19 protein-coding genes are annotated in these 21,664 nt (G+C 68.4%); 13 read left to right on the top strand and 6 right to left on the bottom strand.

Annotated features, from left to right (window positions below; translation table 11 throughout):
- Position 1 precedes the first annotated feature (1 nt).
- Positions 2 to 595, bottom strand: a complete 594-nt coding sequence (locus H4696_RS03405; protein ID WP_192782990.1) for a hypothetical protein — start codon at positions 593 to 595, stop codon at positions 2 to 4.
- A gap of 158 nt (positions 596 to 753) precedes the next feature.
- On the opposite strand from H4696_RS03405, the gene H4696_RS03400 reads away from it, so the two are divergent.
- The 3 genes from H4696_RS03400 (at position 754) to H4696_RS03390 (ending at position 3,232) form a co-directional block, all read left to right on the top strand.
- Positions 754 to 1,329, top strand: a complete 576-nt coding sequence (locus tag H4696_RS03400) for a dihydrofolate reductase family protein (protein WP_086864989.1) — start codon at positions 754 to 756, stop codon at positions 1,327 to 1,329.
- A 273-nt stretch (positions 1,330 to 1,602) separates the two neighbouring features.
- Positions 1,603 to 2,220 (top strand): alpha-ketoglutarate-dependent dioxygenase AlkB, encoded by a 618-nt coding sequence (locus H4696_RS03395; RefSeq protein WP_086864990.1) that lies wholly within the window; start codon positions 1,603 to 1,605, stop codon positions 2,218 to 2,220.
- 55 nt (positions 2,221 to 2,275) lie between these two features.
- Positions 2,276 to 3,232, top strand: a complete 957-nt coding sequence (locus tag H4696_RS03390) for a DUF1152 domain-containing protein (protein WP_086865006.1) — start codon at positions 2,276 to 2,278, stop codon at positions 3,230 to 3,232.
- 3 nt (positions 3,233 to 3,235) lie between these two features.
- On the opposite strand, the gene H4696_RS03385 is transcribed toward H4696_RS03390, so the two are convergent.
- Complete coding sequence (locus H4696_RS03385) at positions 3,236 to 4,513, bottom strand: cytochrome P450 (RefSeq protein WP_169735199.1); 1,278 nt, start codon at positions 4,511 to 4,513, stop codon at positions 3,236 to 3,238.
- Between the two features lie 53 nt (positions 4,514 to 4,566).
- Positions 4,567 to 6,228: a peptide-N4-asparagine amidase gene (locus tag H4696_RS03380; RefSeq protein WP_086864991.1), complete on the bottom strand. Its 1,662-nt coding sequence runs from the start codon at positions 6,226 to 6,228 to the stop codon at positions 4,567 to 4,569.
- A 131-nt stretch (positions 6,229 to 6,359) separates the two neighbouring features.
- Between H4696_RS03380 and H4696_RS03375 the strand changes: the two genes are divergently transcribed.
- From H4696_RS03375 to H4696_RS03365, 3 genes are read left to right on the top strand one after another with little or no spacing between them, the layout of a single operon-like run.
- Positions 6,360 to 7,355 (top strand): LacI family DNA-binding transcriptional regulator, encoded by a 996-nt coding sequence (locus H4696_RS03375; protein ID WP_086864992.1) that lies wholly within the window; start codon positions 6,360 to 6,362, stop codon positions 7,353 to 7,355.
- 10 nt (positions 7,356 to 7,365) lie between these two features.
- Positions 7,366 to 8,232: an AraC family transcriptional regulator gene (locus H4696_RS03370; RefSeq protein ID WP_086864993.1), complete on the top strand. Its 867-nt coding sequence runs from the start codon at positions 7,366 to 7,368 to the stop codon at positions 8,230 to 8,232.
- Positions 8,233 to 8,291: 59 nt separating this feature from the next.
- Complete coding sequence (locus H4696_RS03365; RefSeq protein WP_086864994.1) at positions 8,292 to 8,711, top strand: SRPBCC family protein; 420 nt, start codon at positions 8,292 to 8,294, stop codon at positions 8,709 to 8,711.
- An 18-nt stretch (positions 8,712 to 8,729) separates the two neighbouring features.
- Here the strand turns inward: H4696_RS03365 and H4696_RS03360 are convergent, their stop codons facing one another.
- Both H4696_RS03360 and H4696_RS03355 read right to left on the bottom strand, forming a co-directional pair.
- On the bottom strand, positions 8,730 to 8,975 hold the full coding sequence (locus H4696_RS03360) for an ATP synthase subunit c family protein (protein WP_086864995.1): 246 nt from the start codon (positions 8,973 to 8,975) through the stop codon (positions 8,730 to 8,732).
- Between the two features lie 206 nt (positions 8,976 to 9,181).
- Positions 9,182 to 10,246 (bottom strand): serine hydrolase domain-containing protein, encoded by a 1,065-nt coding sequence (locus H4696_RS03355; RefSeq protein WP_086864996.1) that lies wholly within the window; start codon positions 10,244 to 10,246, stop codon positions 9,182 to 9,184.
- Positions 10,247 to 10,777: 531 nt separating this feature from the next.
- Here H4696_RS03355 and H4696_RS03350 point away from each other — a divergent pair.
- The 6 genes from H4696_RS03350 to H4696_RS03325 all read left to right on the top strand — a co-directional run bounded on the left by H4696_RS03350 (position 10,778) and on the right by H4696_RS03325 (position 18,522).
- A complete protein-coding gene (locus H4696_RS03350; RefSeq protein ID WP_158104435.1) occupies positions 10,778 to 13,465 on the top strand; it encodes a tetratricopeptide repeat protein in 2,688 nt (895 codons plus the stop codon).
- Complete coding sequence (locus tag H4696_RS03345) at positions 13,465 to 14,379, top strand: PLP-dependent cysteine synthase family protein (RefSeq protein WP_086864998.1); 915 nt, start codon at positions 13,465 to 13,467, stop codon at positions 14,377 to 14,379. The genes H4696_RS03350 and H4696_RS03345 overlap by 1 nt, the downstream gene beginning before the upstream one ends.
- The gene (locus H4696_RS03340) at positions 14,372 to 15,091 is read left to right on the top strand and encodes a serine O-acetyltransferase (RefSeq protein ID WP_086864999.1); all 720 of its coding nucleotides are present in this window, start codon (positions 14,372 to 14,374) and stop codon (positions 15,089 to 15,091) included. Before H4696_RS03345 ends, H4696_RS03340 begins: the two co-directional genes overlap by 8 nt.
- A complete protein-coding gene (locus tag H4696_RS03335; RefSeq protein ID WP_086865000.1) occupies positions 15,088 to 16,266 on the top strand; it encodes an aminotransferase class I/II-fold pyridoxal phosphate-dependent enzyme in 1,179 nt (392 codons plus the stop codon). The genes H4696_RS03340 and H4696_RS03335 overlap by 4 nt, the downstream gene beginning before the upstream one ends.
- The gene (locus H4696_RS03330; RefSeq protein WP_338078649.1) at positions 16,229 to 16,978 is read left to right on the top strand and encodes an aspartate/glutamate racemase family protein; all 750 of its coding nucleotides are present in this window, start codon (positions 16,229 to 16,231) and stop codon (positions 16,976 to 16,978) included. Before H4696_RS03335 ends, H4696_RS03330 begins: the two co-directional genes overlap by 38 nt.
- Before the next feature lie 62 nt (positions 16,979 to 17,040).
- Positions 17,041 to 18,522, top strand: a complete 1,482-nt coding sequence (locus tag H4696_RS03325) for an ATP-grasp domain-containing protein (protein ID WP_143265439.1) — start codon at positions 17,041 to 17,043, stop codon at positions 18,520 to 18,522.
- 904 nt (positions 18,523 to 19,426) lie between these two features.
- Here H4696_RS03325 and H4696_RS03320 read toward each other — a convergent pair.
- On the bottom strand, positions 19,427 to 20,008 hold the full coding sequence (locus H4696_RS03320) for a TetR/AcrR family transcriptional regulator (RefSeq protein WP_086865002.1): 582 nt from the start codon (positions 20,006 to 20,008) through the stop codon (positions 19,427 to 19,429).
- Between the two features lie 87 nt (positions 20,009 to 20,095).
- Here H4696_RS03320 and H4696_RS03315 point away from each other — a divergent pair, with 87 nt between their 5' ends.
- On the top strand, positions 20,096 to 21,664 hold the full coding sequence (locus tag H4696_RS03315; protein ID WP_192782036.1) for an MDR family MFS transporter: 1,569 nt from the start codon (positions 20,096 to 20,098) through the stop codon (positions 21,662 to 21,664).

Genomic DNA, 21,664 nt, shown 5'->3' with positions numbered 1-21,664 from the left:
GTCACTTGCGCCAGAACTTCACGCCGCTCCACTGCACGGTGATCGGCCCCGCGCCACTGGACGTGCGGTAGCTGCCGAACTTGTCGTAGTAGCTGCCGCTCGCGCTGGAGATCGTCTGCTTCAGCGAGCCGTTGAGGTACACCTTGTGCGAGCTGCCGACCTGGTTGATCGTGTTGACCCGCACCGACGTGCCGACGGTCGCGCCGCTGCCCAGCGTCGCCCCGCCCTCCACCGCGTACAGCCGGCCGCCCTTCTCGACGGCCAGCATGAAGTACGGCCCGGCGTTCGAGCCGTCCCGGAACGTCTGCTTGAGACTGATCCGGGAGCCGGTCATGCTGGTGATCTTGAACGAGCCCTCGAACTGGTGAGTGCCGCCGGTGTAGGTGGCGTAGCGGCGTTCCGCGCGCTGATCACCGCTCGAAGTCGAGCAGGTGAGCTGGAAGGTGAGCCCGGAAAGCTGGCCGCACCCCCGCTCCTGCTCCGAATAGCTCGGCGACTCCGGGGTCCACGGACCCGTCCCGACCTGGGCGTTCGCCGCGGGGGCGAGGATCGCGAGCCCTGCCGCGACCGCCACGACCACACCCGCACCGTGCATTCTGCGCACCGTCGACCTCCTGGATCACTCGAGGCGGCGGTGATGGTGACTGTACGAGCCCGAGCCGTCACGGACAAGAGTTTTCCGGGCCGTGTCGAATCCGGCCGTGCTCGTTCGACAGACTCGTGAAGGCACCACCGATCCTCCGAGGAGCAAACATGCGCACCCTGATCTCCACCTCGTTCGTCTCGCTCGACGGCGTCGTCGAAGCCCCCGGCGGCGAGCCCGGCTACCGCAACGCGGGCTGGACCTTCAAGGACGTGGAGTTCGAGCCGGCCGCGTACGAGATCAAGGGCACCGAGCAGGAAGAGGCCACCGCGCTCCTGCTGGGCCGCGTCAGCTACCAGGCCTTCGCGCCGGTCTGGCCGGGCATGACCGTCGAGTTCGCCGGCTACAACGCGATGCCGAAGTACGTCGTGTCGACCACACTCAAAGAGACGGACCTGGTGGACAACTGGGGCGAGACGACGATCCTGCGGTCACTGGACGACGTCGCCGCGCTCAAGGAGACCGAGGGCGGCCCGATCATCGTCAACGGCAGCGCCACCCTGAACCGGTCGCTGGCCGACGCGGGCCTGATCGACCGGCTCCACCTCCTGGTGTTCCCGGTGCTGCTCGGCGCCGGGAAGCGGCTGTTCAGCGAGACCGACAAGGACAAGCAGAGCCTGAAGCTGATCGACAGCGCGTCCTACGGCAACGGGATCCAGAAGCTGGTCTACGAGTTCGTCCGCTGACCGGTCGCGGGTGCGGTCGCGGGCTGAAGGGGACGTTGCTCTCATCCCATCGCAGGAAAGTCCCCTTCAGCCCGCCTTGCCCCGGCTCCCGAGGCTCGCTCGGCGACAGCTTCGCTGACGTCTTGAATGAGTCATTCAGGTCTTCGGAGGTCCTGAATGACTCATTCAAGACACCGCGGACCCACCCGGCGCGACTTTGCCGGAACCCTTGTCGCGGGTCCGGCCGATGTTTCACGTAGAACATCTGTTCGAACGTGGTGTACGGTCGAACCCATGACGACCCCGGCACTGCAGGCATCGCTGTTCGGCGAATCCGGCCCCGTCACGCTGCACGAGCTGGCCCCGCGCCGGACCGAACTCGGGGCGGGCGCGTGGATCGACGTGCAGCCCGGCTGGCTCGAGGGCGCCGGCGAGGTGTTCACCGACCTCGTCACCGGCGTCCCGTGGCAGGCCGAGCGGCGCCGGATGTACGACCGGCTCGTCGACGTCCCGCGCCTGCTGTGCTTCTACCGCGAAGCGGCTCCGCTCCCCCACCCCGTGCTGGCCGAGGCGCGCGCCGCGCTGAGCGAGCACTACGCGGGCGAGCTCGGCGAGCCGTTCCGCACGGCGGGCCTGTGCTACTACCGCGACGGCCGCGACAGCGTCGCCTGGCACGGCGACCGCGGCAGCACGGAAGACACGATGGTCGCGATCCTCTCGGTCGGCACGGCCCGCCAGCTGGCCCTGCGCCCCCGCGGGGGCGGCGAGTCCCACCGCTACGCCCTCGGCCACGGCGACCTGATCGTCATGGGCGGCTCGTGCCAGCGCACGTGGGAACACGCGATCCCGAAGACGAGCCGGGCGGTCGGGCCGCGGATCAGCATCCAGTTCCGTCCGCGCGGGGTGCGCTGAGTCCACAGTGGACGATCGGGCCCGCCCGGTGGCGGAATCCCCGTAGCATGGCGTGGTGCACACCCTCGCCGAACCACCGCTGTTCACCCGCCTGAAGTCCGCGCGCCGCGTGCTCGTCGCGGGCGCCGGTGGCGGGTTCGACGTCTACGCCGGGATCCCGCTGGCCGTCGCCCTGCGCGCGCAGGGCAAGGAAGTGCACTTCGCGAACCTGGCGTTCAGCGACCTGAACCGCCTCGATCTCGACGACTGGATCGCCCCGGACGTCGCGCGGGTGCACCCCGGCAGCGCGGGCGACGACGCGTACTTCCCCGAGCGGACGCTCGCCCGCTGGCTCGAAACCCAGGGCTGGCCCGGCGTCGTCCACGCCTTCCCCCGGGTCGGCGCCCGGCCGCTGCGAGCGGCGTACGAGGACCTGGCCGGCCGGCTCGGCGCGGACGCGGTGGTGCTCGTCGACGGCGGCACGGACATCCTGCTGCGCGGGGACGAGTCGGGGCTCGGCACGCCCGAAGAGGACATGGCGAGCCTCGCCGCGGTGGCCGCGCTCGAAGGCATCGACCGCGTCGTCGTCAGCCTCGGCTTCGGCATCGACGCCTTCCACGGCGTCTGCCACGCCCACGTGCTGGAGAACCTCGCCGCCCTCGACCGGGCCGGCGGGTACCTGGGCGCGCTGTCGATCCCGTCGGCCTCCCCGGAAGCGGCTGCTTACCTGGACGCCGTCGCGGACGCGAACCGCGCGACCCCGGACCGGCCGAGCATCGTCCAGGGGCAGATCGCCGCCGCGCTGCGGGGCGAGTTCGGGGACGTGCACTCCACCACCCGCACCGCGGGCAGCGAGCTGTTCGTGAACCCGCTGATGGGCGTCTACTTCGCGGCGGACCTGGCGATCCTGGCCGCCGAGGTCGGCTACCTGCCGGAGCTCGCCGGCACGGACACCGCCACCGAGGTCGCCATGGTCATCGAAGCGCACCGCGACCGCGTCGGGCGACGGCCGCGGCGGGCCATCCCGCACTGAGGCTCAGTCGACCAGGACCGGCAGCTCGTCCAGTCCGTACACAATGGACACCTTGCGGAACGAAAGGTCTTGCTCCGGAACGGCGAGCCGCAGGTTCGGGAACCGCTTGATCAGGGCCGGGTACGCCGTGCGCAGCTCCATGCGGGCCAGCTCCGCGCCGATGCACCGGTGGATGCCGTAGCTGAACGCCAGGTGGGACGTCGGCTCGCGGGTGGCGTCGAACTCGTCCATGCCCGCGCCCAGCTTCGGGTCGCGGTCCGCGGCCGACAGCGACACCAGCACGATGTCGCCTTGCGCGATGTGGACGCCGGCGATGTCCATGTCCTGCTTGGCGAAGCGTGGGAACGCCATCTGCACCACGGTCAGGTAGCGCAGCAGTTCCTCGACGAAGCGGTGCACGGACTCGTCGTCCCCGCGGACGGCTTCGAGGGCCTTCTCGTCGCGCAGCAGCACCAGCGCGCCGAGCGCCAGCATGCTCGCCGTCGTCTCGAGGCCGCCGGTGAGGACGCCGTCGGCGAGGCCGGCCAGTTCGCGGTCGTCGATCTCGTCGCCGTGTTCCTTGATCAGCATGCCGAGCAGGCCGTCGCCGGGCTCCTCGCGCTGCTTCTTGACGATGTCGAGCAGGTAGGTCAGCGACTCCGACATCGCACCGAGCGACGCGCCCGCGCCGCCGAAGAGGTCGAAGCGGGCGGTGCTCAGCCGCTGGAACTCCGCACGGTCCTCATAGGACACCCCGAGCAGTTCGCAGATGGTCAGCGACGGGATCGGCAGCGCGAACGCCTGCCACAGGTCGACCGGGCCCTCGGTCTTGGCCATCGCGTCGAGCTGCTCGGCGACGATCTCGTCGATCCGCGGGGCCAGCCTGCCGAGCCGGCGCATCGTGAACTCGGGCGTGAGCAGCTTGCGCAGCCGCGTGTGCACCGGCGGGTCCGCGAAGCCGAGGCCGCCGGGGTTCTGGTCCGCGGTCACCCCGGCGTTGCCGACGAGGTTGCCGAAGTCGCTGGAGAACCCGGTGGCCTTGCCGAGGACGGCCTTAGCCTCGTCGTAACCCGTGACCAGCCAGGCGTTCATCCCGAACGGCAGGTCGAGCTTGCCGATCGGCGCCTCGGCGCGGCGCTCGGCCATCGCGGCGACCGGGTCGAGCCCGTCGCGCTTCAGCGGCAGCAGTGCCGAATCGGGCAGGATCGACGACATCTTTTCGAGGTCGAAGCCCTTTTTCGACTGCCGGGCGAGGTACCGGCGGCCGACCCAGCCCAGGACCCGTGCACGGAGACTCCCCATGTACCCGACAGTACCGCACTAGCCCGATCGGGTGAGCGACGGCGAGACCGGGCTCACCTCCGCGGCGGGACCTCCCGGTTCACCGTGATCAGCCCGTGCTCGCTGGCGGCGTAGTGGAAGTACGGGCGGCCGAGGTCGTCCGAGCCGGCGAACGACGTCCGCGAGCGTCCGTCGGCCTCGGTGTTGACGCCGTTGGTGCGGGCCAGCACGCCTGAGGAGCTCAGCCATTCCCGCGACGCGCGCACCGGCCGCCAGCTCCGGCCGTCACCGGTGAGGTCGCCGAGCTCCTTCGTCATCTCGGCCGAACCGGAGATCCGCAGGTTCTGGTCGTCGGTGATGTTCGCGGTGGCGTCGGTGGTCAGCGGGTAGGACCACGTGTGCCGGGCGGCGGACCGCACCCGGCCGTCCACTGTGGACACCGAGGTCTGCTGCCCCGAGTCGGCCTGCACGACGTGCTGGGTGAAGCCGCCGCCGGTGACGTCGTCGCTGTTGCGGTAGTCGCGGGTGCGTTCGACGCGGGTGTACACGCGGCCGGCGGAGGTGTCGACGTAGCCGGCGGTCACGTCGTGGCGCTTCGCGGTGACGGTGACGTTCACGCCGCCGTCGATGTCCCGCACCGCCGTTTTCCGCTCGGGTGCGGCGGCGACGTCGTCCTGGACCAGGGCGCCGGACGTGCGCGCCGCGTTTTTGTCGGTGTAGAGCAGTAGCGTCGGGACGACGGTGAACTCGCCGCCGATGTCCGGGAAGGAGAAGGAGAAGTCATGCGTCCCGCCGTCCACGAGCCGGCCCGCGAACGGTGTCACGTCGTAGGTTTCGGCATGCAGGCTGAAGGTGTCGATCGCCACGATCGGCCGCCACAGCTGCGGCACGATCCCGCCGGAGTAGATGTGCGGGAAGGTGAAAGCGCTGCCGGCGGCGGTCCCGTCGATCGCGAAGTTCGCTTCGCGGTAGGGCCCCTTGCCGCAGAGCCCGGCGGCCGGGTACTTCGCCGACACCTCGTCGGGGACGTCGTCGAACCACTGCTCGTCGCAGGCGTGGCCTTCGAGGGTGACCTCGAGGTAGGCGCGGGTGATGTTGCGCGGCAGGTCTTTCGCGCTGAAGTGCACGGTCGGCGCCGCGGGGGTCGCGTCGGCGTGCCCGAACCCGGCGACGTGATCGGCGGTCCCGGGCGCGGGGTGCTTCCGGTCGGCCTGGTAGTAGGTGAGCGTCACGGTCTGGGCGTAGACCCCGGTGTAGACCGGCGAGTTGTAGTTCTCGATGCCGCCGTGGAACGGCTGCGGCGTGCGCAGCAGCGCGGCGTAGGGCGTGAGGTCCTTGTCGAAGTGGTAGGTGATCGCGCGCTTGCCCTCACCACTGGGCTCCTCGGTCGTCCCCCACCAGACCTCGGTCCCCCCGATCCGCAGATCGCCGATCCGGTCGTACTGCCGCCCGCTCACGGTGACGGTCTGATCCATGACGACCTTCGCCCACGGCCCCGGACAGGCCTTGGGCGGCGCGAGCGTGCCCTCGTAGAACTGCGGCGTGCCGTCGGCGGCGTTGGAGCGGAAGGCATCGGCGAGGGTGACACTGCAGTGCGCGGTGTCGGGCCGCGTCACCGCGGGCGCGGCGGTCACCGGATCGTCGGTGTCCCCTTCCACGACGGGCGAGGCCGAGGCGACGGCCCCGGAGAGCACCCACGTCAGCACCAGTGACAGGACGATCGTGAAGATCCGCACCCGGACTCCTCCCAGCGGCAGGCACTCCCGGCTCGGAGCCTAGCCGCGCGATCATCCGACTATCGGCGGGAATCGGCGCCTGAAACGTTTCAGAACGTGGTAGGCTCACGCCTTCTCAGCGAGGGGGTGCGGTGGTCGGCATCAAGGACGTCGCCAAGCGCGCGGGCGTCTCGATCGGCACGGTGTCCAATGTGGTCAACCGGCCGCACGTGGTCGCCACGGCCACGCGCAACCGGGTGCTGTCGGTGATCGAAGAGCTCGGCTACGTCCGGGACGAGTCGGCGCGGCAGCTGCGGGCCGGGCGCAGCCGCATCATGGGGCTGCTCGTGCTCGACCTCGGGAACCCGTTCTTCGTAGACGTCGCCCGCGGGGCCGAGCAGGCCGCGCACGCCGAGGGCCTCAACATCATCACCTGCAACAGCGGCCAGCGCTCCGACCTCGAGGCGTCGTACCTGGCGATGTTCGCCGAACAGCGGGTTCGCGGGGTGCTGCTGAGCCCGGTCGCCACCTCGGGTGAAGCCCTGCGCGCGTTCCGGCGCAGCGGCACGCCGTACGTCTTCGTCGACCGCAAGGCACCGGCGTCGGAGGCGAGTTCGGTGGCGGTCGACGACATCGCGGGCGGCGCGCTCGCGGCCCGGCACCTGCTGGAGACCGGGCACCACCGGATCGCGTTCGTCAACGGCCCGGCGATCCTCACCCAGTGCCGCGACCGCGAGCAGGGCGTCCGCACGGCCCTCGCCGGTTCGGCGGCGGAGCTGACCGTGCTGGAGGCGATCGGCCTGGACGTCAGCTCGGGCCGAGACGCGGGCGCGCGCCTGCTCGGCACGAGCCCCCGGCCCACGGCGGTCTTCTGCGCGAACGACCTGCTCGCCCTCGGCGTGCTGCAGGCCATGGTGGGCGCGGGCGTCCGCGTCCCCGAGGAGATGGCGATCGTCGGCTACGACGACATCGAGTTCGCCGGCGCCGCGGCGGTCCCGCTGACCTCGGTCCGCCAGCCGGCCCGCCGCCTCGGCCGCACGGCGGCGGAACTGCTGCTGGCGGAGACGGCGGACACGACGGTGGAGCGCCAGGCGGTGGTGTTCACCCCGGAACTGGTCGTCCGCGAGTCGACCCGGGTGCGCCGCTAACCTCGAGATCATGGTGTTCGACTCCGCCCGGTTCGACCTCCAGCCCTACGCCGGAGTGGCGTGGGAGCGCTACGTCCGGCGGACGTTCTGCAGCTGGGAACACTCGGGCTGGCGGTCGCTGCTCGTCCAGCGGTTCGAGCACGTGCCCGTCGCCGAGGACCTGCACCTGCCCGGCACCGCCGACCTGCACCTGGTGCTCCCGGTGTCCGGGCGGGCGGAGATGGCGGCCGGCGCGCCCTGGGTGCCCGGGCGGCTCCAGCTGGGGATCCCGCACCGGCCCGCGTCGCGCCGTTACCGCGGGGACGCGTCGATGCGGAGCGTCCAGATCCACATCCCGCGCGACACCGTCGATGCGGTGGCGGCGCAGCTAGGCGGCACCGTGGACTTCGACGCCGTGGCCGCGTCCCTGGCCGCCGGGGATGCCCTGCTCGAGGAAGCCGTTCGCACGATCGGGTTCCCCGGCGAGGCCGGTGAGCTCTACGCCGAGTCCGCCGCCGCCTTCCTGACCACGCACCTCCTCACCCGGCACGGGCGGAAGCGCGCCGAGCCCGCCCCCGCCCGGGAAGACGCGCGGGTGCGCGCCGCCGTGGCGATCATGCGCGAACGGCTCGCCGAACCGGTCACCCTGGCCGACGTGGCCGCCGAGGTGCACCTGTCCGTCTACCACCTCGTCCGGGTCTTCAAGGCGGCGACCGGCGAGACGCCGCACCGGTTCCTCACCCGGCTGCGGGTCGAGGAGGCGAAGCGGCTGCTGCGCGGCACGGACCTCGCGCTCGACCGGATCGCGGCGCGGTGCGGCTTCGCCGGCCCCGGTCCCCTCTCCGCCGCCTTCCTGCGGCACACCGGCATCCGCCCGTCGGCCTACCGCAATTCCTGAGCGGTGCACCGCAATCCCGGACCTGGAGCCGGGACCGGCCACCGCCCTACCGTGGCCGCATGACCTCCTATGACGTCACGGCCGAGTCCCCCGCGCCGCCCTCGGCCGTATGGGCCCTGCTGCTCGATGCCCGGACCTGGCCGGCTTGGTCGCGGATCGACGCGCTGGAAAGCGAGCAGTCCGAAGGCGTCGGCGCGGTCCGCGCGTTCCGCACCGGGAAGGTCGTGACCAAGGAGCGCATCACCGCACTGGAACCCGAACGCCGCTTCGCCTACGAGGGCGCGGAAAACCCGCAGCTGACCGACTACCGCGCCGCGGTCGAGCTGCACGAACTCTCCGGCGGCGGGACGCGGATCCGGTGGCACGGCACGTACTCCGCGCGCTGGGGCATGCGCTGGTTCCTCCGTCGGTACCTGCGGCGCTTCATGCAGGACATGGCGACCGGGCTGGCCGAGCACGCCGCCCGCGTGCGGCGGTGAACGGCCGGCCCCTCGCCCTCACTTGGAGTACGTGATGAAATAGATGACGACGCCGATCAACGCGAGCACTTCGGAAAGCACGAACGTCGAGTAACCCATCGTCTGCAGTTTCCCGCGCGCTTCCGGCTGCCGTGCGGTACCATTGATGACGGCCGCGAAAATCAGGCCGACGCCGATTCCCGGGCCGATCGCGCCGAGTCCGTACCCGATGGCCGCCAGGCCGGGGTTGATGTTGGCCGTCTGGGCCAGAACGATGTCGCTCATGGACATTCCCCTTCACATCGGTCCACGCGCACGCTCGCGTGGAGCGGCCTCTGGTGTCACGCTGCAAAGCTGGGCGAAGGCGCCGGAAATCGACGGCCGTCGGTGAGGTCGGTGGATCTCGCCGGGCAGAAGAATCGTCGGAGCGAAAATTCAGGAACCGAGTGGTCCGGACACCACGAGGATATCACCGTTCCGGTTCGCGCGCTTTAAGCCATGATGGCGTCGTAGGCGGCCATCACGACGCTGAGCCCGCGGGCGTACCCGTCCTCCCAGAGGACCTGGTTCATCACGTACGCCACCGTCATGCCGAGGTCGGCGTCGGAGAGCACCACCGAACCGCCCCAGCCGCCCCACGAGCACGTGCGGCCTTCGAGGCGGTAGCCCAAGCCGTAACGCATCGAGGTGCCGAGCACGCGGTCCACGCCGTGGAACTGCTCCTCGAACACGCGCTCGCTGCCGGCCGCCGACAGCAGCCGGACGCCGCCGGCCACTCCCCCGCACGACAGCGCCGACTGCAGGAGGGCCACCGAGCGCGCGTTGCCGTAACCGTTGACCGCGGGCAGTTCCGCGCGCCGCCAGGCGAGCGGGTGGGAATCCGAGACGCCGATGAGGAAACCCGGCGGCTTGTCGCCCAGCGGATCGGCGAGCAGCGGCGCGACCCGGTGGTCGTGCTCGGCGCTCAGTCCGATGTGGAAGTCGGCGCCCACCGGACCGGCGACCTCTTCGGCGAAGAAGGTGCCGAGGCTGCGCCCGGTGACGCGGCGGACCACTTCGCCGATCAGGAACCCGAACGTCACGGAGTGGTACCCGCCCGCGCTGCCCGGCGCCCACCGCGGGGCCTGCGCGGCCAGCCTCGCCGTCACGGCCGGCCAGTCGTAGAGGTCTTCGACGGCGATCGGCCCCTCGAAGTCCGGCAGGCCCGCGGTGTGCCCGAGCAAGTGCCGCACCAGCACGGTTTCCTTGCCCGCGGCGGCGAATTCGGGCCAGTACGCCGCGACCGGCGCGTCCAGGTCCAGCTCGCCGCGGTCGGCCAGGATGAGCGCGCACAGCGCGGTCATCGTCTTGGTGGTGGACCAGACATTGGTGATGGTGTCGCGTTCCCAGGGCGTGGTGCGCGCCGCGTCGAGGTGGCCGCCCCACAGGTCGACCACGGGTTCGCCGGCCACGACGACAGCGACCGAAGCACCCACGTCGTCGCCGTCCAGCGAAGCCGCCAGCGTCTGCGCGACAACACTGAACCGATCGTCACAGCTCCCGAAGATCTCAGCCACGGCAGCAAGCTAGCCCCAAGCTCCGCGCACGCACCACTCATTTTCCGAGGTTGTCCACGGGTCGCCGACCATGGCTCGGCACGATGACATCGATTACCCCCACGGGACACTCCTTCTCCTGACTCCGGTCGAAGTGAGCGCCTTGCCGAAAACGATGGAGAGGAACTGCAGTCGATACGAGCTCCTCACAGGTCGCGTACCCGCCGAACCAGGCCAGGAACTACCGCTGAATCGACGAACTTCGCCCGCACAACCGAAACGTTCCCCGACGGACCGCCCACGCAACACCGGAAACTTGCGGCGCGGCGAAGTCATCTAGACCGGCGCGGTCCGCAGATGGCCGAAGCGCATCTCGCACCAGATCGACAAAATATGGACAAAAGCTGGTCATCGTCGACCACGCACTTCGACCACATAAAAAATCTTGGTAGTGTAGACGGTCCAGAACTCAGTGTCCACCTACAAATTAGCCAGAGACACCCGGCCGGTTACGCGAGATCGACATCCCAAATGCGAGTCGAAGGTGACTTGATGGCCAAGTACGCACGTCCGGCAATCCTGGCCGTGGGGGCCGCGGTCGCCGTCGCCCTTCCCGCCACCCTCGCTGTGGCCAAGGTCGATACGCCGGTGATCTTGGCAGTCTCGTCGGCGGCAGCGGCAATCCTCGCAATCTTTGCCGATCACTGGCGAAGCTCGCTCCTCGAAGTGCTGAAGAGGGGGCACACCCAGGATCTGGCCATGCGCAACGGCTGCCTGCGGATCAGCGGACGCAAGCTCCCCACCGTCCGCCAGGTGACCGATCCGACGGTACTCGGAGTACACCCGTCCCGAAAGCTTCGCGGCGGCACAAATCCCGCCAACGCCCAGCCGGTCTACGTCCCACGCGACATCGACTCGGAACTACGAGAACTGCTCGCCACGCCCGGGTTCGTGTTGATTTCCGGAGACTCGACAGCCGGGAAGACACGGACCGCATACGAAAGCATATCTGCCGAACTGCGCAATCACACCCTAGTAGCTGTCCAGGACAAGAAAGCACTGGAATCTGCGGTCTCAAAAATGGAGACCATGCGTAACGCGGTGCTATTCCTGGACAATCTGGAACGCTTTCTCGGCGACGACGGCTTCACCTCTAACGCGGTCTACCGGCTGACCGGTGACGCCACGTGCGGGCGCTTCATCGTCGGAACCATCCGCTCGTCCGAACTCACCAAGTACGACAGCACCGACCACGGCTCGAGAACGGTGACGCACGAGATCTTGGACACCCTCGCGCTCGCCGACCGCATCGATCTCCCGAGGATGTTTTCCGACGCCGAACAGGACCGGGCCCGGACGAGGGTCCAGCGTGACGAACGGATCGCCGACGCCCTCAAGCACGCAGAGACGTTCGGCATCGGCGAATACCTGGCTGCGGGTCCCGAACTGATGAAACGGTGGAAAGCCGCTCGTGACGGAGGCGAGAACATGCGCGGCGCCGCCTTGGTGGCGGCCGCCGTGGACTGCAGGCGCGCCGGCCTCACAGGGCCATTGCCCCGAGCCCTCATCACCCGGCTCGCCGAAGAGTATTTGCCGGTTCGCGGCGGCAAGCGCGTCGCCGGCGAACCGGTCAACGAGGCCTGGCTCTGGGCGGTCGCCGAAGGGCAGACCACGGCGTTGCTCATTCCCGACGGCGCCCCGGGAGACGACATGGTCGAGGTATTCGACTACCTGGTAGACGAGACCACTCGTGCGGCCACCCGCCCTGTCTCCGACTCCGTGCTGCGAGCCTGCCTGGACAACGCCGACACCGCCGAGATCATGCGGGTCGGGATCACCGCACGTCTGCATGCGCGTTACCAAATAGCCCTCGACGCCTTCGACAAGGCACGCGGGACTCGAGCCGGCACACACGGAAGCTCCAGCGAGTCCGCACTCGCCGCCTGGGGCCACTATGCCGCGATGTTGCGGATAATGGGGAGACTGAACGAAGCCGAACAAGAGCACCGCGCGGTTCTCGCGGCTCGGTTGGACGCGCTCGGCCCAGACAATCCAGGCACGCTTGCCAGCCGCAACAACCTGGCGCTCGTCTTGCACGATCTGGGCCGGTTGGACGATGCGGCGGCACAGCACCGGATCGTGCACGAGGTCCGCGCACGAACCCTGGGCTCGGACCACCCCGCGACGTTGACAAACCGGAACAACCTCGCGATGGTCCTGCACGACCTCGGGCTCTACGAGGAGGCCGAGTCCGAGCACTGCTGGGTGTTGAGGGCCTACGAACGGCGATTGCGAATGGCCACCGCAGAGGCAAGTCGCGGGGTGACCAATACCGCAGCGGTGCTGGTCGCCCTCGGCAGGGTCGAGGACGCCGAGGCCGAGCACCGGACCGTACTGGACACCAGTACCAGGATCTTCGGCCCGGACCACCCCGATGCCCTGACCAGCAAAGGAAGCCCGACTCTCGTCCTGCACGCCCCGGACCGGCTCGCCGAAGCCGAAGAGCTACACACCGCCGTGTTCGAAGGCTTCAGTTGCGTCCTCGGCCCCGACAACCCGACGACGCTGACCGCTCTGTCCAACCTGGCGGTCGTCCAGAACGCACTGGGTCACTTCAAGGAAGCCGAAAAAGCTCATCGCGAAACAGTCGAAGGCTTCGCGAAGGTGCTCGGCAAAGACCACCCGACGACGCTGACCTGCCGGTCGAACCACGCGGTCGCGCTTCACGCACTCGGCTTGGACGAGCAAGCCGAAGAAGAACACAGGCAGGTCGTGGCCGGCTTTACCCGCACCTTCGACGGCGACCACCCGTCGACACTGACGAGCCGGAACTACCTCGCATCGCTGCTATTCGAACTCGGCAGGATCGACGAAGCCAGGATCGAGCAGGAGTTGGTCGTGGACGGATTCAGCCGGATACTGGGTTCCGATCACCCGTCAACGCTGACGAGCCGCGGGAACCTGGCCGTAAGCCTCTACTCCCTCAACCACCTCACCAAGGCCAAGGTCGAGCAAGAGGCGGTCGTCACCGGATTCACCCGTCTCCGCGGCCCCGACCACCCGTCGACATTGACCAGCCGATCGAATCTTGCGGTCGTGCTGCGGGCACTCGGGCTGGTCGACGAGGCCGTGCGGGAAAGCCAATCCGTACTCGAGGGCTTTGTTCGCCTGCTGGGCAAGGGGCATCCTCGCACCGTCCGGGCAAGGGCCATTCTCAACTCGGTGCGCGGTGGTGGCTGATGCGGACCTCGCGCAACGGGAATCAGCAGGCGACCATCGCCACCCCCCTGGTACCGGACAGCCCAGGCCGTTTTCTCAAGTGCGAGTTCCTGCACCCCGGCCGCAGCCACAAGGCCAGAGTCGCCCGCTGCCTCGTGGATGACGCCGAGGCGGCCGGGTTCGTCGGTGGCCCCGGCGGCCGGGTTCTGCTCGAGCGCACCGGCGGCAACCTCGGTGTCGGCTTGGCCGTGGAAGCCTCGGTCCGCGGGTACGCGTTGACCCTGGTGACCGACTCGGGCTACTCGGCAGCCAAGAAATCCCTGGCGCGACGCCTTGGTGCCACGGTATTGGACCGGGACACCGACTTCCCCGGCGCTCAGGACAACGGCGAGGCTGTCGCCGAACTGCTCGCGACCGACCGCGACCGCTACCACTACCTGAACCAGTTCGGCAATCCGGCGAATCCCGCGACCCACGAATCCTTCACCGGGCCCGAGGTCGCGCATCAGCTGCAGCTGGCCGACGTGCCGGAAGAGGCCACCGTCGTCCTGGTCAGCGGCCTGGGAACCGGCGCAACGATGCGAGGTGTCAGCACGGCGCTGAGGAGAACATTCCGTGCGGTCCGCACCGTTGGCGTCGAACCACCCCATTGCGACCTGCGCGCCGGTCGCTACGGGGAGCACTCGATCCAAGGGATCGCCGTAGGCCAAGCAGCACCCTTCTTCCCGGTCGCCGAACTCGACGAAGTCATTCCCGTCTCGGAACGCGACCTGGCCATCGCCAAGCAGCGCCTGATGAGTAACCACCGTTTCGACGTCGGTCCGAGCAGTCTCGCCAACTACGCGGCGCTGGTCCGGGTCGACGAGGTCTACCGCGACGTCCACGACCACGTCCTGCTCACCTTCCTGTTCGACCGAGGAGAAGACTATGGGTGATCACCTGCTCATGCGGGTCTCAGCTGACGCCGTCGCCCTCACTGGTCCTGTCCTTCCCCTTCTGGACGACGCGGGAATACCGGCGCGTCTCGTGCGCGAGGCCGTCTTGCGGGTCGTGCCAACCGTCATGGAAGACCTCCAGTCGCTGACGATGCGTGACGCGGCGGGCCACACCGATCCAAACTACGTGTACGGCAGCTATCTGAGCTTTCACGCGCTTTTGGCGTACCGGGTCGCCCACTCGGTCCACTCGTTGGCCCTACCGGGCAAGCAGCACTTTCCGGTCGACCGCCGGGTCGCCGGCGCAGCCCGGCGGATATCAGAGGAAGCCAAGGTCCGCACCGGGGTGGAGATTCACCCGGCCGCCGTGATCGGGCGCCGGATGGTGATCGACCACGGATGGGGCACAGTGATCGGCGAACACGCCCGGGTCGGGGAAGACTGCTACTTCCTGCAGAATGTCGTGCTCGGCGGTCGCAAGATCGGTGTTCCCACCAGCCCTTCGCGACCGCGGCACCCCAGAATCGGCAACCGTGTGGTCATCGCGGGGGACGTCTACATCTTCGGGCCGGTCACCATTGGCGATGACTGCCGAATCGATCCAGGCGCGCACATCACGTCCAGCATCCCGGCCGGATCCAGGGTGCGCGTGGTCACGAAGCTCCAGACAGTCGAGCAGGGTGCGGCGTCGCAGACGACGGTTCCGCTGTGAGCACCGACATGGGACTGGTCCCGCTCGATGCGCATCAGCTCCGAACCAGAAAAAGCCTCAAGTGGAGCCGGACTCGGTCCGGGCTCGTGCCGCTGGACATCGCGGAGGCGGACTTCGCGGTCGCCGAGCCGATTCGCGAGGCACTGGCTAACGCGGTCGCGGCGTCGGACCTCGGGTACCCGGATTTCGACTCACCCCGCGGTGGCCCGCACCTGCTTGCGGAAACGTTCGCCGACCGGATGGACGTGAAGTTCGGGGTCCCAATCGATCCAGGACGCGTGGAGATCTGCGCTCAGGTGATGCAAGCGCTGTGTTGCGTGATCCTGGAGTTCAGCAAGCCGGGAGAGCGCATTTTGACTCACACTCCCTCTTACCCCCCGATCGTGGCAGCCATCGAACGCCTGGGCAGGAAGCCCGTGCTGGTTCCGGTAGAACCCGCACCGGCGTCGCCACCTCTCTCATCCGAACGGGTCGCTGTCATCATCCTGTGTCAACCACATAACCCGACCGGGCGAATTTTCACGACCGGACAGCTGGAAGCCATCGCCGAACGCGCTGCCGTCGACGACGCCGTGATCTTCGCCGACGAGATCCATCACGACCTCACCTACGAGATGCCGCATCGGTCGATCGCCACCGTGGGCAACAGCGCCGGGCGCACGATCGTGTTCACCTCGGCAGCGAAGAGTTTCAACATCCCCGGCTTGCGATGCGCGGTCGGGCATTTCGGAAGTTCGACACTGCATCGGCGCTACTTGCAGATTCCGTGGCACCTGCGAAGCGGCGCCGGGATTCTCGGCATCGAGGCCACTGTTGCTGCATGGACGGAATGCGAGCCGTGGCTGACCGGATTTCGACGGCAACTCCGACAAAACCGAGCACTCGTCACATCCGCCTTCAGGCCCACGACCGTGGGACATGTTCCACCCGACGCGACATACTTCGCCTGGCTCGATCTCAATGAGATAGCGGACGTCGCCGTCGATCCACTGGCCACTTTTGAAGCGGAAGCGAAGGTCATCCTTCAGCGTGGTACCCTCTTCGGCGAAGGTCATTCAAGGTTCGCGCGTTTGAATTTCGCGCTGCCCACCACTCGATTGAGTGACGTACTGTCCACGCTCAGTAGATGTTTTTTCGATGATCTTCAGCAGACCACGACTATTCAACTCAAATGACAGGCGGCTATCGATGATGAAGAATATCGGATTACTGGGTGGAATGAGTTGGGAATCAACCGTGATCTACTACCAGGAACTCAACCGCGGCATCCGACGCAGACTCGGCGGCCTCCACTCCGCGCGGTGCCTGATGGCTTCGGTCGACTTCGCCGAGATCGAAAAGATGCAAGAACAGGGTGAATGGGTCAAGGCCGGAGCCCATCTGGCCGCCCACGCCCGCGACCTGGAACGAGGCGGCGCGGACTGCGTCGTGCTGTGCACCAACACGATGCATCGCGTGTTCGACAACCTTCGTGACGCGGTCTCCATACCCGTTCTCCACATCGCCGACGGCACGGCCCAAGCGCTCGAGAAGGCGGGCGTCAGCTGCGTCGGGCTCCTGGGCACCCGGTACACGATGGAACACGAGTTCTACCGTTCCAGGCTAGTCAACCGCGGCTTGACGGTCGTGGTTCCCGACGAACGTGAACGCGGGATCGTGCACGACGTCATCTACAACGAGTTGTGCCTCGGGAAAGTGTTGGATCATTCCAGAGTCGCCTACCAAGAGATCGTCAGCTCACTCGCAAAGAGGGGCGCGGAAGCCGTGATCCTCGGGTGCACCGAGATCGGATTGCTGCTGGACACGGAAAACTCCCCGTTGCCGGTCTTCGACACGACGCTGCTCCACGTGGAGGCGGCTCTGGACTGGGCGCTCGGAGACGACTGACCACCGGGGGCGAACGCATGAGACGGGCCGATTGGGCTACGACGCTAAGACGCTTCGACAGGATGTTGGCCGGGTGCGACGACCTGCGTGTACGCGTGGCCTGCCCCTCCCAGGAGTTCGCCCCCGAAGAAATGGCTTTCGGCCGTGGCCGATGGCTCTCCGGATCCCGCGGATTGTGGGAATGTCTCACCGTCGGTGCCGAGGATGATCTGGCGATCATCATGCTTCAAGCTCCGCCGATCGGTCAGGACGTTGTCACACACCTGTTCAGCCTTCTGCCAGAGCAGCATCAACGCCCTGATAGGCAGGCTTTGGTCGAGTTGGAGGACGGGTCCGAATCGCATCTCAGCACGAAGGTGCTCGGCCAGCCAGCGGTCATTGATCGACTACGAGCCACCCTCGATTCGGCCCGGCGCCAGGGTCACCGCGTGGAAGGCCTTTCCTGTTACGCATCCAGCCGGCAAATGGCCAAACTCGCGGAGCGGCTTGGAGTCGATCTGGTGGACACCGATCCCCACCTGCTGAAGTGGGGGACCAAGTCCGGTAGCCGCCAGGTCTTCCGAGCCGCCGGCGTGCCCCATCCAGCTGGGTCATACCACCTCGATCGAACTGTGCAGGACCTGGCATCGACCTTGGACGACCTCGGCGTCCGCTTCGGCCGGGGGCGTTGGATGGTCAAGCTGGATGCCGGCTTCGGCAGCGGCCACGGAAACGCGGTCGTCGACACCTCGCTGTTGCCTTCACCGGCTTCGGCGGCATGCATCGCGAACGCCTTGAGGCCGTGCAGTCCATTGATGGCAACCGATGACTTTCTCCGCCACGTCGTCACGACAGGCGCTGTCGCGGAACAGGTTATACCCGGCGATTCGACCGGTCGATCGCGATCCCCGAGCGCGCTCGGGTACCTCCACCGAGGCGGCGGCGCACTGGTCGACTTCTTGGCGACCCACGACCAGATTACCGGTGCAGCCGGCGACTTCATGGGTTGCCGTTTCCCGGCGGACGCCGCTTACCGCGTCAGAGTCGGGAAACATGCGCGCGCGGTGTTCGACCACTTAGCAGGCCTCGGCGTGACCGGCCATGTCGGTGTCGACTTCGTCGCCTACCCCGGGAAGCGAACTCCACGAGTCGACGCAGTCGAGATCAACCTCCGCCAAACCGGCAGCACCCATCCTCGGCGGATGGTCAGTGCGGTGCGCCGAGGTAGCTGGACAGCCGAAGGAACCTTCGTCGATCCACTGGGGCAGCAAGTCTTCTACAAAGGAACCGACAGCCTGCACTCGTCCAGGTGGGCCGGAGTTTCCAGCACTGCTCTTCTCGGCGCGTTGCGCAGCGCACCGAAAGTGGGCTTCCAACAGCGGACCGGTCGTGGGACCATTCCGCACCTTTGGTCGTCACTCGAGCCGTACGGCAAAATCGGCGGAACTTTCATCGGCACGTCCGCAGCCGACTGCGACTCGATCGAATCGGACTTCGTCACGCTGCTCGATCACCTTGCCGACACAGTGCGGCGGAGACCGTCAAGGTTTGGCAGACCCCATTGACCGGTCGCGACCTCGAAGTGCGGGGCTCCCCCGACACGCTCCCCAGGACGATCGCCACCGAGTACCTGTGAAGCCGCTGGTCGGTGTGGCCTGTGCCGACGTGCCGGGCTGCGACCCCGCGCACCACCCAGGCGAAAGATCATCGGAACCCGAAAGCGGAGACCGCGACCGGCGAAAAGACCTGCGCGGCCGAAAGCCTGGCTACGGGAGGGGGCAGCGTCGGCCGCCGTTCCCCGCTGCGGGGAAGGTCGAACCGTGCCGTGCATCCGTTTTCCGCTACGTCGCCCACGAAGTACCGACCGCCACCCGCCTCCTCGACCAGGCGGTGTAGCCGCTCGCGGGATTGCCGCTCGGGAAGCTGTGCGACCCGGTGCCCGACATCGCCGTGCCGAAGACGCCCGAAAGCACCGACTGGACAACGCCGACACGCTGGAAGTGTTCGTGGCGCCGGAGTTCTACCTCCGGTCGGCCGATCACGCGACGAGCCACGGCTCAAGCACTGGCCGATCGGGCCGGGTTCGGTGCTGTGGCTTGCAGTCGGCTTCGGCATGAACGGCGGTGTCGACCCGGTTCTCGGTCGGAAGCCTCAGCGAGCCCTGCGGAAAGGGCTACACGGAAGCAGCGTTCCGCCGGGAGCGGTTGTTCGAAATCGAATGCGAACGCGACATTCTGCCTCGACTCAACGTCCTCAAGCCCCAGGCCGATGGCGGCGACCCGTGGAAGCGCGGCGGGCCGGCCCTGCACGTGGTCGGCGGAGCGGCATGCCGCTCCGCCGACCGTACACCACGCCGGGACAGGCCTGAGAGGACAAGGCGGCCGCCCCCTCGAAGCCGATCCCGGCACCGCCATCGAGGTCAACCTCCGGGGCTCGTGCCCCGACCGATCGCCGGAGGCCGGGTCCGGTTCAGCCGAACTGGACGCGGCCCAGGAGATCGTCCACCAGTTCGGCCAACGGGCGTTCGTCCGCGCTTTCCAGCCACAGCACGGCTCCCGTCCGCAGCGCGGCGAGGAACGTCGCCGCCATCAGGCGGGCCGTCCCCTCGTCCAGACCGGGTCCCCGCGCCACCAGCACGGCCGCCAGATCCCGTTCCAAGGCGATCTGGTCCCCCGCCTGCCGGGCGAGCAGGGACGGGTGCCGCCGCAGCAGGCGCAGCTGCGCCACCCACTCGCGGTCGGGCGCGGCCCCCGCGCGGTTCAGGGCGCGGCTCGCCGCGCGCAGCGCCGGCCACGGCTTCTCCCCGGCCGGCCGGGCCTCGACCAGCGCAACCAGCTCTCGCGTGCGCTCGCGGTCGGCGTGCAGGACCGCGTCCTCCTTGTTCGCGAAGTAGTTCGAGAACGTCCGGCGCGACACGCCCACGGCGTCCGCGATGTCCTCGACCGTCACGCCGTCGAGCCCGTGCTCCATCGCCAGGCGCAGCGCCGCCTCGTGCAGCGACTGCCGCGTCGCCGCCTTCTTGCGGTCGCGCAGCGAGCCGGGGATGTCCATGCGGGCAGCCTAGCGACGGGAATGAGTTGCTCATTGTGCAAGTTTGCTCAATGAGCAATACTTGCCCGGATCGTGTGAAGGGATGCCATGAAGTCCGAAACAACCGACCCGTCCGGGACGATGCGGCACCGCGAAGTGCTCGAATCGCTGTCCGGCCTGCTGCTGGCCCTGTTCGTGGCCATGATCAGCTCGACCGTCGTCTCGACGTCGCTGCCGCTGATCATCGGCTCGCTGAACGGCACCCAGACGCAGTACACCTGGGTCGTCACGGCCACGCTGCTCGCGGCGACGGCCACCACCCCGATCTGGGGCAAGCTCGCCGACCTGTTCAACAAGAAGACGCTGGTCCAGGTCGCCATCGTGATCTTCGTGGCCGGCTCGATGATCAGCGGCTTCAGCCAGGACACCGGGCAGCTGATCGCCGCGCGCGCGTTCCAGGGCATCGGCGTCGGCGGCCTGCAGGCGCTGGTCCAGGTGGTGATCGCGGCGATCATCCCGCCGCGCGAGCGCGGCCGGTACAACGGCTACCTCGGCGCCGTGATGGCGGTCGCCACGGTCGGCGGGCCGCTGCTGGGCGGCCTGATCGTGGACGTGCCGTGGCTGGGCTGGCGCTGGTGCTTCTTCGTCGGCGTCCCGATCGCCGTGCTCGCCTTCATCGTGCTGCAGCGGACGCTCAAGCTGGAGACCGTGCGCCGCGACGACGTGAAGGTCGACTACCTCGGCGCCGGGCTGATCGCGGCCGGCGTGAGCGTGCTGCTGATCTGGGTCTCGTTCGTCGGCAACTCGTTCGACTGGCTCTCCTGGCCGACCGCCGTCATGGTCGCGGGCGGGCTCGTGCTCCTGGCGCTCGCCGTGCTGGTGGAGACGAAGGTGCGCGAACCCGTCGTGCCGCTGAAGATCGTCGTCCAGCGCACGCCCGCGCTGGCGATCCTGGCGAGCCTCGCGGTCGGCATGGCGATGTTCGGCGGCGCGGTGTTCCTCGGCCAGTACTTCCAGATCGGCCGCGGCTACACGCCCACCGAAGCCGGCCTGCTGACCATGCCGCTGATGGCCGGCGTGCTGGTGTCCTCGACCGTCTCCGGCAGGCTGATCAGCCGCACCGGCCGGATCAAGCCGTACATCGTGGCCGGCACGATCGTCCTGGTCCTCGGCTTCCTCGGGCTGGGCACGGTCGACCACGCCACGCCGCTGTGGCTCATCGGGATCGCGATGGCCGTGGTCGGCGTCGGCGTGGGCATGACCATGCAGAACCTCGTGCTGGCCGTGCAGAACGACGTCCCGCTGCGCGACCTCGGCGCGGCGAGCGCGTCGGTGACGTTCTTCCGGTCCCTCGGCGGCACCATCGGCGTCTCGGTGCTCGGCGCCGTCCTCGCCAACCGCGTCTCCGCCGACCTGGCCGCCGCGCTGCACGTGCCGGCGGGCCAGGCGGCGACGGGCGGGGTCAGCGCGCTGAACCTCAAGGCGCTGCCGCCGCAGGTCCAGACGGTCGTGCACACGGTGTACGGCGACGCGACCGCGCACATCTTCCTGATTTCGGCGGCCGTCGCGGTCGTCGGCGTCATCGCGGCGCTGCTGCTGAAGCCGATCACCCTGCGCACGACGATCGACCTGGACAAGACCGCCGAGCCCGCCGCGCCGGAACCGGCCGCGCGGTAG

Origin of the sequence: Amycolatopsis lexingtonensis (assembly GCF_014873755.1) — a bacterium.
Lineage (GTDB): Bacteria > Actinomycetota > Actinomycetes > Mycobacteriales > Pseudonocardiaceae > Amycolatopsis > Amycolatopsis lexingtonensis.
Note: the sequence above shows the minus strand (reverse complement) of the source record. Positions and strands in the feature narration are given on the sequence as shown.

What these genes read in the sequence shown, in the direction of transcription:
- H4696_RS03325 (WP_143265439.1), top strand. Translation starts at nt 17,041, where the DNA reads ATGTTGGCCGGGTGCGACGACCTGCGTGTACGCGTGGCCTGCCCCTCC.
- H4696_RS03330 (WP_338078649.1), top strand. Translation starts at nt 16,229, where the DNA reads ATGATCTTCAGCAGACCACGACTATTCAACTCAAATGACAGGCGGCTA.
- H4696_RS03370 (WP_086864993.1), top strand. Translation starts at nt 7,366, where the DNA reads ATGGTGTTCGACTCCGCCCGGTTCGACCTCCAGCCCTACGCCGGAGTG.
- H4696_RS03405 (WP_192782990.1), bottom strand. Translation starts at nt 595, where the DNA reads ATGCACGGTGCGGGTGTGGTCGTGGCGGTCGCGGCAGGGCTCGCGATC.
- H4696_RS03385 (WP_169735199.1), bottom strand. Translation starts at nt 4,513, where the DNA reads ATGGGGAGTCTCCGTGCACGGGTCCTGGGCTGGGTCGGCCGCCGGTAC.
- H4696_RS03365 (WP_086864994.1), top strand. Translation starts at nt 8,292, where the DNA reads ATGACCTCCTATGACGTCACGGCCGAGTCCCCCGCGCCGCCCTCGGCC.
- H4696_RS03395 (WP_086864990.1), top strand. Translation starts at nt 1,603, where the DNA reads ATGACGACCCCGGCACTGCAGGCATCGCTGTTCGGCGAATCCGGCCCC.
- H4696_RS03340 (WP_086864999.1), top strand. Translation starts at nt 14,372, where the DNA reads ATGGGTGATCACCTGCTCATGCGGGTCTCAGCTGACGCCGTCGCCCTC.
- H4696_RS03320 (WP_086865002.1), bottom strand. Translation starts at nt 20,008, where the DNA reads ATGGACATCCCCGGCTCGCTGCGCGACCGCAAGAAGGCGGCGACGCGG.
- H4696_RS03350 (WP_158104435.1), top strand. Translation starts at nt 10,778, where the DNA reads ATGGCCAAGTACGCACGTCCGGCAATCCTGGCCGTGGGGGCCGCGGTC.
- H4696_RS03360 (WP_086864995.1), bottom strand. Translation starts at nt 8,975, where the DNA reads ATGAGCGACATCGTTCTGGCCCAGACGGCCAACATCAACCCCGGCCTG.
- H4696_RS03400 (WP_086864989.1), top strand. Translation starts at nt 754, where the DNA reads ATGCGCACCCTGATCTCCACCTCGTTCGTCTCGCTCGACGGCGTCGTC.
- H4696_RS03315 (WP_192782036.1), top strand. Translation starts at nt 20,096, where the DNA reads ATGAAGTCCGAAACAACCGACCCGTCCGGGACGATGCGGCACCGCGAA.
- H4696_RS03345 (WP_086864998.1), top strand. Translation starts at nt 13,465, where the DNA reads ATGCGGACCTCGCGCAACGGGAATCAGCAGGCGACCATCGCCACCCCC.